This is a genomic window from Fulvivirga sp., assembly GCF_040218215.1.
Lineage (GTDB): Bacteria > Bacteroidota > Bacteroidia > Cytophagales > Cyclobacteriaceae > Fulvivirga.
Genome location: NZ_JAVJQL010000024.1, coordinates 1 through 13,262 on the forward strand (window position 1 = coordinate 1; position 13,262 = coordinate 13,262).

General features: G+C 38.5%; 17 protein-coding genes. 14 read left to right on the forward strand and 3 right to left on the reverse strand.

Translation table 11 applies throughout. From position 1 onward, the window contains the following. Positions 1–239 precede the first annotated feature (239 nt). The 14 genes from RIB54_RS16400 to RIB54_RS16465 all read left to right on the forward strand — a co-directional run bounded on the left by RIB54_RS16400 (position 240) and on the right by RIB54_RS16465 (position 11,147). Positions 240–593 (forward strand): hypothetical protein, encoded by a 354-nt coding sequence (locus RIB54_RS16400; RefSeq protein ID WP_350101898.1) that lies wholly within the window; start codon positions 240–242, stop codon positions 591–593. A gap of 156 nt (positions 594–749) precedes the next feature. Further along, positions 750–2,372 carry a M1 family metallopeptidase gene (locus tag RIB54_RS16405; protein ID WP_350101899.1) on the forward strand — a complete coding sequence of 541 codons (1,623 nt, stop codon included), beginning with the start codon at positions 750–752 and terminating at the stop codon, positions 2,370–2,372. After that, the gene (locus RIB54_RS16410; protein ID WP_350101900.1) at positions 2,365–2,550 is read left to right on the forward strand and encodes a hypothetical protein; all 186 of its coding nucleotides are present in this window, start codon (positions 2,365–2,367) and stop codon (positions 2,548–2,550) included. The genes RIB54_RS16405 and RIB54_RS16410 overlap by 8 nt, the downstream gene beginning before the upstream one ends. An 80-nt stretch (positions 2,551–2,630) precedes the next feature. Next, positions 2,631–3,320: a hypothetical protein gene (locus RIB54_RS16415; RefSeq protein ID WP_350101901.1), complete on the forward strand. Its 690-nt coding sequence runs from the start codon at positions 2,631–2,633 to the stop codon at positions 3,318–3,320. A gap of 221 nt (positions 3,321–3,541) precedes the next feature. After that, positions 3,542–4,393 carry a glycerate kinase type-2 family protein gene (locus RIB54_RS16420; protein WP_350101902.1) on the forward strand — a complete coding sequence of 284 codons (852 nt, stop codon included), beginning with the start codon at positions 3,542–3,544 and terminating at the stop codon, positions 4,391–4,393. 72 nt (positions 4,394–4,465) lie between these two features. Continuing rightward, a complete protein-coding gene (locus RIB54_RS16425; protein WP_350101903.1) occupies positions 4,466–4,846 on the forward strand; it encodes an MOFRL family protein in 381 nt (126 codons plus the stop codon). A 10-nt stretch (positions 4,847–4,856) separates the two neighbouring features. After that, positions 4,857–6,197 (forward strand): GntP family permease, encoded by a 1,341-nt coding sequence (locus tag RIB54_RS16430; RefSeq protein WP_350101904.1) that lies wholly within the window; start codon positions 4,857–4,859, stop codon positions 6,195–6,197. After that, positions 6,197–6,931 carry a DUF1835 domain-containing protein gene (locus tag RIB54_RS16435; RefSeq protein WP_350101905.1) on the forward strand — a complete coding sequence of 245 codons (735 nt, stop codon included), beginning with the start codon at positions 6,197–6,199 and terminating at the stop codon, positions 6,929–6,931. Before RIB54_RS16430 ends, RIB54_RS16435 begins: the two co-directional genes overlap by 1 nt. Before the next feature lie 192 nt (positions 6,932–7,123). Further along, entirely contained in the window at positions 7,124–7,606 is a 483-nt protein-coding gene (locus RIB54_RS16440; RefSeq protein WP_350101906.1) for a CPCC family cysteine-rich protein, read from the forward strand. A gap of 181 nt (positions 7,607–7,787) precedes the next feature. Next, positions 7,788–8,219, forward strand: coding sequence for a hypothetical protein (locus RIB54_RS16445; RefSeq protein WP_350101907.1), 432 nt, complete (start codon positions 7,788–7,790; stop codon positions 8,217–8,219). A gap of 56 nt (positions 8,220–8,275) precedes the next feature. Beyond that, positions 8,276–8,710, forward strand: a complete 435-nt coding sequence (locus RIB54_RS16450) for a hypothetical protein (RefSeq protein ID WP_350101908.1) — start codon at positions 8,276–8,278, stop codon at positions 8,708–8,710. A gap of 268 nt (positions 8,711–8,978) precedes the next feature. Continuing rightward, positions 8,979–9,743: a helix-turn-helix domain-containing protein gene (locus RIB54_RS16455; RefSeq protein ID WP_350101909.1), complete on the forward strand. Its 765-nt coding sequence runs from the start codon at positions 8,979–8,981 to the stop codon at positions 9,741–9,743. A 90-nt stretch (positions 9,744–9,833) separates the two neighbouring features. Continuing rightward, positions 9,834–10,223 (forward strand): DUF1398 domain-containing protein, encoded by a 390-nt coding sequence (locus tag RIB54_RS16460; protein WP_350101910.1) that lies wholly within the window; start codon positions 9,834–9,836, stop codon positions 10,221–10,223. A gap of 114 nt (positions 10,224–10,337) precedes the next feature. Next, positions 10,338–11,147, forward strand: coding sequence for a universal stress protein (locus RIB54_RS16465; protein ID WP_350101911.1), 810 nt, complete (start codon positions 10,338–10,340; stop codon positions 11,145–11,147). Positions 11,148–11,417: 270 nt separating this feature from the next. On the opposite strand, the gene RIB54_RS16470 is transcribed toward RIB54_RS16465, so the two are convergent. The 3 genes from RIB54_RS16470 to pyrR are packed head-to-tail and all read right to left on the reverse strand — an operon-like array spanning position 11,418 to position 13,262. After that, positions 11,418–11,780: a DUF2784 domain-containing protein gene (locus RIB54_RS16470; RefSeq protein WP_350101912.1), complete on the reverse strand. Its 363-nt coding sequence runs from the start codon at positions 11,778–11,780 to the stop codon at positions 11,418–11,420. Between the two features lie 10 nt (positions 11,781–11,790). Then, a complete protein-coding gene (locus RIB54_RS16475; protein WP_350063456.1) occupies positions 11,791–12,714 on the reverse strand; it encodes an aspartate carbamoyltransferase catalytic subunit in 924 nt (307 codons plus the stop codon). Further along, a complete protein-coding gene (gene pyrR, locus RIB54_RS16480) occupies positions 12,714–13,262 on the reverse strand; it encodes a bifunctional pyr operon transcriptional regulator/uracil phosphoribosyltransferase PyrR (RefSeq protein ID WP_350063457.1) in 549 nt (182 codons plus the stop codon). Before pyrR ends, RIB54_RS16475 begins: the two co-directional genes overlap by 1 nt.

Genomic DNA, 13,262 nt, shown 5'->3' on the forward strand with positions numbered 1-13,262 from the left:
AATTGCTTTCATCTACATCATAATGGGAGGCTTAATGGCATATGTGAACTATTGGCCAATACCAACATTCATACTCCTCGGAACAACTGCAATATTCGGATTACTAGCTAAACCAGAAGGAAAAAGCAGCATGTAACATTGTCTGGCAGCGCATATGTGTCATTTAGCTATTCCAGATTTGTAATCTGGAATCAATATCTTAGGATCTGAAATCCCCCTATACAAGCACTTGAATTAAAATGAAAAAATCCTTATTCTCATTCATGTTCTTAATTTCCTTTGCTGGACATTCTCAGATTATCGAAAGATATACATCAACTGATTCAGACTACTTCCCTACAACTCTCTATTTTTTAAAAGACTCATCCTTTCTGTATCAAGAGGTTATGGAGGGAAATCACCCAGACAACAAATACTTCGAAAGAGGCACTTACTTAATAAAAGGTGATACATTACATTTGGTTATTGAGAATGTAGGTTTTAACTGCAATCAACTGATTGCAGAACCTAGCGAAAAAATTTCCTGCTATTCCAGATTTGTAATCTGGAATCCATATCATAGAATCTGTGATCCGATTATAAAAGCGGATTAAAAATCCTACGATCACTCCTGCGGAATTGAAAATTCCGAAGAGCTTTAATTGCAAATTCCAAAGAGCTTTAGTTTTGAGGTGTTCAATTTTGACCAGCGGTTATTGTTTTGTGCGTCAATAGACTATATTTCAACTTAATTTCAAATCAAGCCCTCAATGACCCTCAAACACAAATTGCCAGCACTGTTATTCATACTCACAAGTGCCTTATCCATTTCACTTCAGGCACAAAATCATTTAGAAAGACTCAACACCATTGATGTGCAGCATTATAAGTTTGATATCAAATTGTCAGATGCCACTGACGGGATTGAGGCTAAAGCAGAAGTGACCATACAGTTTAAGCAAGCAGTCAGCAGCTTCAATTTAGACATTATAAAAAAGCAGGCCGATGGCAAAGGAATGGTAATCAATTCAGTTACAGAGAAAGGCAAAACGGTAAACTTTAAACATGAAGGTCAAGCCCTTACTATCAATATTAACTCGACCAAGATTGGAGAAAAAAGAACTTACACTATCACCTACACAGGCATTCCTGCAGATGGTCTTTATATCTCAAAAAACAAATATAACGAGCGCACTTTCTTTGCCGACAACTACCCCGACCGTGGTAAGAACTGGCTGCCATTGGTAGATCATCCGTCTGATAAGGCTACGGTAGAGTGGATTGTAACTGCACCAAATTACTACCAAACCATTGGCAACGGCCAGCTGATTGAACAAAGCTATATTAATGATGATATGGTGATGTACCATTATAAAATGGACACTCCCATTTCTACCAAAGTTATGGTCTTTGGAACCGCCAGGTTTGCCGTTGAGCATAGTGGTGAGTTTAAAAACATCCCCATCTCAGCCTGGATTTACCCTCAGGATAAAGAAATGGGTTTTAGTGATTTTTCTAAAACTGCTTCTATACTCGATTACTTTATTACACATTTTGGTCCTTATCCATTTGAAAAACTGGCCAATGTGCAATCTAAAACGAGGTTTGGTGGAATGGAGAATGCTGGAAATATATTTTATGGTGAAACCCTAATTAATGGAACTGGCAGTATTGAAGGCACATTGGCACATGAAATAGCCCATCAGTGGTTTGGCAATTCCGCCACAGAGGGCAGCTGGCACCACCTTTGGCTAAGTGAAGGTTTTGCTACTTACACCACTGATCTGTATTGGGAACATCAATATGGCCGAGACCAATTTGTTGAGCGCATGAAGTCTGAAAGGCAAAAATATATTGAGTATTCACCCAAGAACATGGTGCCTATCATCAATCCTGTAAAAGATGATTATTTGCAGCTGCTGTCACCATTGACCTATCAAAAAGGTGCTTGGGTGCTGCACATGTTGCGACATAAAGTGGGTGATGAGTTTTTCTGGAAAGGCATCCGCTCCTATTATGAAAAATATCAATACAGCAATGCGCTATCTGAAGACCTGCAGGCTGTTATGGAAGAAGTATCAGGTCAGGATTTAGCATCATTTTTTAAGCAATGGCTATATCTGGCTGGGCATCCACAGCTTGAAGTGGCGTGGAAAAATGTTGGAGAATTTCTGGATCTTGAAATCAAGCAAACACAGAAATCAGGAGCATTTACTTTCCCGGTAGATATCAAAATGACTTTTAATGATGGCACAAGCAGGATAGAAACACTTGACATTACTGACCTCACCACCACCACTAAATTAAGAATCGCACAAAAAGTGTCTAAGGTTGAAGTTGATCCAAATACTTGGTTACTTCATGAAGTAATTTCAATGAAGCAAAATGACTAATACAAATCGTAAAAGAGGAGCCTATTTTGTTCTTGCAGCAAGTGTTATTCTACTTGTATTTAATTTGTTTGAAGCCGATTTTAATAAAGGCACTTGGTATTTAGGGCCAGTGTCCAATGTCCTACTAATGTTTTCGATGATAGTAACATTAAAGGAGATTAAGAAGCAAGAGCAATAAAATTCCTGAATAACAGATCTCAATAAATGCTGACTGAAATTCGTTAGTTTTAATAGTATCTATGGACTAATGTTTTGATTATGAAGCTACTCGCACCTCTGATTTTAGCAGCAATTGCATTTTCCAGTTGCACTACCATTTATTTTGAACAGCCACAGCCCAGTGGTGATCCTGCATTGGATGGTTTTCCAAAATCATTTCAGGGGTCATATTTCGTTAAAGATGGTGACCAAACAGACACCTTATTTGTAGAAAAAGACAAATTCATCTACCCAGAGAATTTTAAGAAAAGTCTGCCGGCAGCCAGTTTAGATACGATACCTACTATGCGCATTGCAAATGGTCTATTGTATGATGATGAGGTGCCCATAGATTACGGAATTCCTTTTACAGAAAACAACGACTCCATTCATTATGATATCAGAGTCAAAATGGCTAAAAAACTCTCAGAGGTTCTGGTGCTCAAAAAGTTTGGAAAGCTTTTGGTGCTCAATGAGAAAGAAGAAAATAAAAATTACTGGAATGCCTATCTCATAGAAAAACTCAAAAATGGTGACTTGCAGGTATCTGCTGTTGGTAATTTCAAGCCTGAAGGTGTAGAAGATAAGAAAGGAAATTTTGATGGTGAATTGAAAGACTTCTACTCCATCACTTCATTTAAAAAACTTACTGACGATTCCTTTCTTATCAACCCGGATAAAAAGGCCTTTCAACAACTATTTAATAAGGGTTTCTTCAAGAAAGTTGAGGTTTATGAGAGGGTGAAGTAAACACCTTTTCGTCATCGGAAATTATCTTCATATATTTCAGATGAATAAAATTATCCGTGATCTCCTAAAAAGCTTCAATAACAAGATACCGGATAAATAAAGGCTCTTAAAAGTTAAACCTTTATTTTCCGGCATGACGACTGGTTTGATCCGACCATTCCTTTGCTATTCCAACAATTAAAAGGCATTTTTATTGGACTTAATTGATCTAACCTTAATACATGTCGGCACGACAAGATGCACTTAAAATTTTTCAAGCAGCAGTTAAGGCCGTACAGCCTTCCTATTTGCTGCCGCAATATATTAAGCTAGAAGAACAGCATCTGACTATCCTTGGTGATAAGATTCCTCTAAAAGAGATTAAGAACCTTTATGTTATAGGTGCTGGCAAGGCTGCCGCTGCCATGGCTGTGGAAACTGAAAAAATTTTAGGTGATATTATTACTGATGGCGTTGTTACAACAAAATACCATCATTCATTGCCAACCAATCATATTAAAATAATAGAAAGCGCGCACCCCGTGCCTGATGATAATTGCGATATAGCAGTAAGAGAGACTATTGAGTTACTAAAAAAGACTTCAAAGAATGACATTGTCATTTGTCTGATTAGCGGTGGCGCCTCCTCGCTCTGGTGCGATGTGCCTTCAGAATTAACCATGCAAGATCTGCAACTGACCTTTGATCTGTTACTCAAATCGGGAGCTGATATCCAGGAAATGAATACGGTGCGAAAGCATCTTTCTCAAATTAAAGGTGGGCAATTGCTTAGACATACAAAGGCTAAAGTTTATTCATTAATCATTAGCGATGTGGTGGGTGATGACATCAGCGCCATTGCCAGCGGACCAACCGTGCCAGACCCATCAACATTTATAGATGCAAAGGTCATTCTATCTAAATACGAGCTGATAGACAAAGTGCCTCAAGGGATTATCAACCATATTGATCAGGGAATTGAAGGAAATATTGAAGAAACCCTGAAACCGGGTGATGCTCAGTTAAGCAATTCAAAAAGTAAGGTAATAGGTAATAATCAAGTGGCTTTGGATGCTGCTAAAGCAACGGCTTAGGGCTTAGGGTATTATGTAGAAGAGAATTCTGAATTAATTACAGGAGATGCCGTGGAAGAAGCGTCAAAACTGATGGAAAAAGCCATTAACTACGATGGCCCTAAACCAGCCTGTCTACTACAGAGTGGCGAAACCACTGTGATGATTACAGGACAAGGCAAAGGCGGCAGAAATCAGCACTTTGCGTTATCAGCCTTGCGGCAATTTTCAGAGCCTACCAGCCATATTACCATCTTAAGTGGCGGAACTGATGGAACTGATGGCCCGACCGATGCCACAGGAGCTGTAGTTGATATTAGCTCTTTGCAAAAAGCTAAAGAGCAAAAACTAGATATCAATAAATATCATAAAAATCAGGATGCCTACAGCCTTTTTAAACAAACAGATGACCTGATCATCACAGGGCCAACACAGACCAATGTAATGGACGTTATGTTCGCATTAATTCAATAAAATCTAAACAATGACCTCACCTTTCTATCTACTGTTCCTTCTTATTGCCAGCATAGCTTTTATTGTTTGGAGCACGGCCTACAAAAAAATGAATGCCTTTTTTGCGCTTTTATTGGCCGCTTTTGGTGTCGGGTTGCTCAGTGGATTGCCCATTGGTGAATTAGTAGAGATGTTGAAGAAAGGTTTTGGGTCTACCATGGAGAAAATAGGCCTTTTAATCATTCTGGGTACCACACTCGGTATTATTCTGGAAAAGACAGGAGCCACCTCCAGCATGGCCAATAGCATCTTAAGAAGGATGACTGAAAAAAATGCGCCTGCTGCCATAGCACTTACAGGTTTTATCATGGGCTTCCCTATTTTCTGCGATTCTGGTTTCATAATCCTCAGTGGGTTGAATCATTCTTTGGTTAAGAAAACACATTTCAAAATGCCTGTCATGGCAGCCGTATTGGCCACATCATTATATGCTGTTCATTGTCTGGTGCCTCCACACCCTGGCATTACAGCCGCTGTGGGCACTGCAGGTGGTGAGTTAGGCCGCGTCATGCTTTGGGGTATGTTGCTGGCCATTCCGACAGTACTGATTGGCTATCTGTGGAGTGTTTGGAGAGGCAACAAAATGGATCATTCAGAGCAAGACCCTAATCATGTAGAACATGATAATAATGATCTTCCTTCTCCTTTATTGTCATTCATCCCGGTAGTATTACCCATTATGTTGATAGGACTGAATGCCATGCTGCAGCTTAATTATACCACTTCAGAAATGAGTGCCGGTGCCTTATTAAAAATAATTTCATTTGTTGGAGATCCGGTAATGGCATTGGGCATTGCGGTGGTAGTATCGACTGTTTTAATTAAAGTCAAACATAAAGAAGATTTCAAACACTGGCTTACTGATGGTGTAGACAAAGCCGGAATGATATTGGCCATTTGTGCTGCCGGGGGCATGTTTGGTGCCATGCTTAAAGCCACAGGAATAGGCAGCAATTTAGGAGAAATGCTAAGCGGCCTCTCTTTGGGCATTTTCTTCCCATTCTTAATAGCAGCAACCCTCAAGACTGCTCAAGGTTCTACCACAGTAGCCGTTATTACAGCGGCCTCTTTGGTTACTCCTCTTTTCACCAGTCTCGGGCTTGACTCACCCATGGGCATTACCCTTGCCATTTTAAGCATGGGGGCAGGCAGTATGGTCATTAGCCACGCCAATGACTCCTACTTTTGGGTCATCAGCAGGTTTTCCAATATGGACACCAGCACTACACTGAAAGTTTATAGCATGGCTACTTTGATAATGGGAGTATCCGTTCAGCTGATTATTTGGTTGTTGTTTTTAGTTTTGGGTTAATGACACAAAAAACTGTTCATATACTAAATGGTGATGCTTTAAAAAGTCAGGTAGAAGATTGGCTTACGGACGAATTAATTGTTGCCAGGGAATGCCTTGTGGATGGAGATGAGTATGGAGATGACTTAGATTCCTTTTATCAGTTTAGGGCCAAATTTATAAGTCAGTATGAAGGTTATGAGGAAGAAGATTACTTTGAAAAGACAGTTCCTGAAATCGAAAAAATAAGGAGGCTCCCTCAACATGCTGAAGTCAACCTTTGGTTTGAAGATGATGTGTTTTGTCAGGTTAACTTTTGGTTCTGTGTTCATCTGCTAAATCAAAATGGTGTGCACAACCTGTGGCTGGTCAGACCGGAAGAGCATACACAATACGGATTTGGAGGACTGCAACAGCCTGAGTTAGAAATGGCTTTAAACAACCGGTTAAAGCTTGATCACCAAAAAGAGATAGCATCATTGTGGGAGATGTTTAAAACAAAAGGTGTTGATCATCTCAATAAAATGGCCGTGCTTTTTAATGATGAATATCCATTTATATTGAATGCAATAAATGCCTATATCAGGAGCATACCTACTAAGGATAGCCGTGGGGAGCCTCTAATACTATTAACTCAAATAATAAAAGACCTCAAAACTCAAGAGTTCGCCCCGGTTTTTAGGGAATTCTGTAAGCGTGCTCCTATCTATGGATATGGTGACTTGCATTTGAAGAGATTGCTAGATAACATTTAAGACATATGTTTTTTACAAATCAACTTCAATGACATATCTTGCTAATAAAAAATAACAAGCACCTATGGGTGTGTTTAGTGAATTGTTGGTTGTAATACCCTCTACTTAGTGAGACATATAGTTATAATTTTATTTGGACTCTTTTTAACTGCTTGCATAAAACAGAAGTCGGAAGTCAAGGACAACGTAGATATGGAAACGGAAAACACTTATCAATTAAATGAATTTGACAAAAAATATATTCAAGAGTATCGAGATAGAAGAAAAATGTTTGACCTGTATCTAGCTGCTAACAATATTGACTTGAATACGTGTCCTGGGTGCGGATATCCTTCGATAGACGAAAGAGGGAATTACGAGATTTGTGCAATTTGTAATTGGGAAGATGATGGTCAAGACGATAAGCATGAAAATGAAAACTGGGGAGGGCCAAACAAAATCTCATTGACGAAAAACCGTGTAAATATTGGTAAAACTTTAGAAAAGTATTCAACTAGTCTTGGCGGAGAACTTAATAGCAATCCAGAAGAAATAATGAGCGTTTTGAAAAGCCATTCAATCAGAATGGAAAGGATAGCAAGCTCAATTCCCATGGATGCAGATACCTCACATCAAAGCTGGAAAGATTGGCAAAATGCTGAGAATGAACTATTGAAAGAATTAATTAAAATATAGTACATACCGTCAATCCAGTAGCTCCATTCACACCATGCTTTGCATGGCGGAAGAGGTTTACTATTGACACCATGTCCAGCATGGCGACAACTGGGAACAACTAGCGGCTACAGATTCATACACTTAACGTTAGGCTTCACTTTAATGGACCATAACCAAACAATAAAATAAGACATATTAAATGATGACAAAAGAGCAACTGCAAAAAATCATTAACCAATTTGACGAAGACGATCTTAAACGTCAAGGAATTTTCGGAATTTCACAATATGGTGGTGGATCAGATGAAAGTTTCATTAGAGCTAATAAAGAAGGTCTTGAATTATTTGCCGTTGAACTATTAAAATCAGCGAAAGAAACTGATAATGTGTTGTCAGACCCTGAGAAAAATGTTATTGCATTCAACTATGACGAAGATTGGGTGGACGAAAACAGTGACACATTCATTCAGTATGTTGAACCAATTGCAGACAAACAAAAATTAAAGCCGAAATCAGAATATAAATCGACATTTGTAGACAAGTTAGTACCAATTGGTTGTGGACTCATAGCAATAATTCTTGTGATTTCTGCTGTTGTTGGACTTGTCACATTATTTAAATGGTTATTTTAGAAGATGATATTTGACAACCCCGTCACACAGATGTTATCGGCAATTTAAGAACTCAAATGATTCTATTAAATGGTTTGCCTCCAATATTAGGAGCAACTTTTTTACATGTTGTAATAATTAATGTCCTTGCAATTGTAGTGGAATACTATTTTATAAAAAGAAGATATTATGGGTCTAGACTTCTTTTGAGAGTTGTTCTAGCAAATCTAATATCAGTACTGATAGGTTCAGTAATTGTCCTAAGTGTACCCGAATTAATTGGTGGTGCAACTGCAAGACCAGACAGTTATGAATACAACAACTATGACAAATTTGCTATGCTAATAGGACTGATTTGCCTATTCCTTAGTAACGTTTTAGTTGAAACTCCTGCATATCTTTTCGGAATTAAGATCAGTAATGAAACATGGAATTTGATCAATTTAATTCTGATAGCAAACCTTATAACAAATATTCCAGTAATTATTATTTACTTTTTGGTAATAAACTAACCTCCGTTCACGCCATGCAAAGCATGGCGGAAGAGGTGTATTATTAACGCCATGCCCAGCATGGCAACAACTGGGTTCACTTGAGCAAACTCGGGCAACTTGGGGTGTAGAAAGTTCTTTGCCGAAGTATCTGCAACCTGACTGCCGTCAGGCAGGCTTGGCTCAAAACACAGAATTCACTAGCTTGACTGCAAATCAATCTGGGCGAATACCTATTTTAGCCATGAGGTATGTGTAATTTTAACAACCTCGTCACTGAAAAACAGAAATGAAATTTGATAAGCATTTTCCTACAGATAAATTAAAGGACTACATAAAATATTATGTGGTATCGGAAAATGATGTAGAAAGTGAATACAAAGTTCTTCCTTCTGCCGGGCTTGTTATCGGATTTCAGTATAGAGGGCAACTCGCTTCAATTAAAGACAACACTTTAAACAAGCTGACATCGGCAGGAATTACAGGCATTTCTGACAGCTACAAAGTTTTTAGGAATTCTGCTCACATAGGCACTATCCTGGTTTATTTTACCGAAATTGGATTTACTCATTTTACTTCAAATCCCGCCAATGAGCTTTTTAATTTGAGCCTTTCGCTTGACAATATTTTTAAAAAAAGCAGTGTAAATGAGGTAGAAGAAAAATTAGCCATTGTTTTAACAGACCATCAAAGAATAAAAGTTGTTGAACACTTTCTGCTGTCGCAACTGAAAGATATTCAGGCTGATAAACTTATTATTGAATCCGTCAAACTAATTTATCGGAGCAAAGGTACCATAAGGGTAAAAGAATTGAACGAAACACTGTGTATCAGCCAAAGCCCATTTGAGAAAAGGTTTAGAAAAGTTGTTGGGACAACACCAAAAAAATTCACCTCAATTATCCGTTTCAACTCTGTTCTCGACAACTTGAACGAAACAAAAACGCTGAGTGAAATCTGCTACGAAAACAATTTTTTCGACCAAGCCCATTTCATCAAAGATTTCAAACATTTTACAGGGCAGACACCCGAACAATTTAAGCGGTTTCTTTAGAAAAACGATTTTTTACAATTACCGTCATCTCAGGGATTGCACCTTTGACATCGTAATTCAAATCGTTTAACAATTTAAAAAAAAAGGACAATGTTTACAGTAGAACAAATTAAAGCTGCTCACAGCAAAGTAAAATCGGGTGCTGATTTCCCTGCTTACATCAAAGAAATAAAGTCGTTGGGGGTTACACATTATGAAGCATACGTTTCAGACGGACATATTGACTATCATGGTGCCGACAGCCGTACGGTCAAAGTGCCTGCAAAGTATGATCCTTTAGTGGTTGCGGAAACAACACAGGTTGAGTACTTCAAAGCGGAATTAATAGCACACCAACAAGGTAAAACAGACTTTATTACTTTCATTAAAATGTGTGCCGAAACGGGGATTGAGAAGTGGGAAATTTGTATGGACAAGATGAGCTGCACCTATTACAACAAAAAAGGAAATGAAATACTGGTGGAAGAAATACCCCAATAAGCGCTGCTGATAACAGCGATTTTGCCCTGACCAATATCACTTTCAATACTGACACCTATCATCTCATTTTTACTGTAACCTTCTGAACTTACCCTGTAAGTAAACCATAAGGTCATGAAAATCAAAAAAATACTGCTGCCCGTAAACTTTTCATCCTGCTCACTAAATGCGCTGCGTTATGCCGGGCATTTAGCGGAAAAATTTGAGGCTACATTACTGATTTTAAATGCGATGGATGAAGAGACCAATTCGGTCGATATTAACAATGCTGAAAAGTCACCACAGATTAAAAAAATTTCCGAACTAATTAATGATGATCCTCGGCTGGTCAATATTATGACAGATATAATAGTGACAGGGAAAGATAAAGAAGATGCCGTCCTCTGGGCGGCAGATACTTTTGACATTGATCTGATTATAATGGGTACTGATGGCATTCGGAGTCCTTATGACGAACTTGCTGGCACCTTTTCTTATCAAATAGTGTCAAGTAGTCCTGTACCAGTATTGACAATACCGCCAGATTACCAATATGAAGAATTCAAAAAAATAGGCTTTGGTGTTGATTACAAGCACATAGACCACACTTCAGTTCTTGACATAATTTTAGAATTTTCCTACACCTATGGTAGCGAAATCGAAATGTTTCATATTGAAAAATATTCCGAGGAGCGGGCATCTAAGGAGGCCTATGAATCTGCAAAACTCAATGACTATTTTCTGGGGGTCAATCATCATTTTATGACCATAAAAAACCACTCCATATGGGAAGGGCTTAAAGAGTACATTGAGATAAACCGACCTGACCTACTCGCCATTATGCCAAGAAAATACAATTTCTTTGACTGGCTAAGTCATGACAGTGTTTCGAAAGAAGTTGTACAGCATATCAAATTACCAGTGCTTACATTTCCCGATAAATAAATAGGTATTTAATTCTGTATTTATTTATAAATCAAACATTTAAAATGCATTTTACTATTTATATCAATATTAAATTTCTTAAATAATGTTAAATGCCAAATTTTAAACACCTTTAACATTGACTTCCAAATTAAATTTTACTAAACTGCCAATGGTTAAGAATTTAAAATCAACTTCAGTCTTCAATCAACTCAGAACAGAAGCACTTGGTTTTATGAAAAATAGTTTTTTCTAACCAATGACTGCCTTGAGCTAACCCTCAGGGCAGTTTTATTTTTTAGTAAAGAAGTTAACTCTAATCGAAAGGGTAATAGCAATAATAAAAGTGCCAAGGGTTATTATATCTACCGTGTTGTTGCTCCAATCGAAACCTAAAATATTGTTCGTGAGGTATTTTATAAAGGAGTTGGGGAGGTTCCTTTCTCCTAATTCCCGTTTAACATCCCAGTGCCAGTCAGTAAGAATACAGTAACCCCACCCTTTCCAAATACCAAGCACCAGCCATGAAAACAAGGTGGCCGCTACCAGCCAAAGATGGGCTTTTCTGAATTTTGGTATAAGCCAGCCAAACAGGTTGAAGCCAATAATCAGAATATGAACAACAAAAAATAAGACATCTAAAAATGCGAGCATGAGCTACATTTTAATGGACACCTGCCAGCAGATATAAAACAGCCATTCTTACAGCCACTCCGTTTTCTACCTGCTCCAGTATTATAGAGTGATCAGAATCAGCGACATCAGAATTAAGTTCTACACCCCTGTTGATCGGGCCTGGGTGCATAATTGTAATTTCCTTATCCAAGCTATCCAGCAATTTCTTATTGATGCCATAGTATAACGAATACTCTCTTAAAGACGGGAAGTATTTTATATGCTGCCGTTCCAATTGAATTCTCAGCACATTGGCCACATCGCACCACTGCAGTGCCTTACGGACATCGAGCTCCACTTTTATTCCCAACGAGGCAATATGTTTAGGCAATAGGGTAATAGGCCCACATACCATCACTTCAGCCCCCATTTTCTGTAGGGCAAATATGTTAGACAACGCTACCCTTGAGTGCAGAATATCCCCAATAATAGCCACCTTTAACCCCTCAAGTTTTCCAAACTTCTGGTAGATAGAAAAGGTGTCTAACAAAGCCTGAGTAGGATGCTCATGGGTGCCATCCCCGGCATTTACAATGTTAGCCTTTATGTTTTTTGCCAGAAAATGAGGGGCGCCAGGGCTGCTATGCCTCATCACCACCATATCCACTTTCATGGCCAGAATGTTATTGACAGTATCAAGTAGCGTTTCGCCTTTCTTAACTGAAGAATTGGAAGAAGAAAAGTTTACTACGTCAGCAGAAAGTCTTTTCTCTGCCAGCTCGAAAGATAATTTGGTTCTTGTTGAGTTCTCGAAAAATACATTGGCTATGGTGATATCGCGTAAAGAAGGCACTTTCTTTATCGGTCTGTTAATCACCTCCTTAAAATTAGCTGCGGTCTCGAAAATGAGTTCTATATCCTTACGGTTAATGTCTTTTATGCCAAGGAGGTGTTTCTGACTGAGTTGTGACATTATTGTTTATCCTTATTTATCAACCAAATTTTATTCTTCTTACTTCCCAATGCTTCAAGTTCAACCAACACTTTCTGGGTATCTAAAGTGTTGACATCAATACCTATATAGTCAGCCTCAATGGGTAATTGTCTTGAGTATTTTCTATTGACCAAAGTCAGGAGCTCCACCTTTCTAGGTCTTCCAAAGGCAATCATGGCATCCATGGCTGCCCTTACGGTACGGCCAGTGTAAAGCACATCATCTATTAAAATAACTTTTTTGTCTTCTATAATAAATGGGACTTTAGTGGCATTGGCTGCCACAGGACTTTCCCGTCTTCTAAAATCATCTCTGAAGAAAGTAGTATCCAGGTAACCAAGGTCTATCTTTTTGCCCGTAGTCTCCTCTAGCTTCTGATGAATCATTTCGGCCAAATGAATGCCACGGGGCTGCATACCTAGTATTGCCGTCTTTGAGAAATCACCATGATTTTCAATAAGTTGTTGACAAAGTCTATTGACTGTTATGCTGAGGAGGTTGGAGTCGAGTATTAGTTTCTTTTGCAT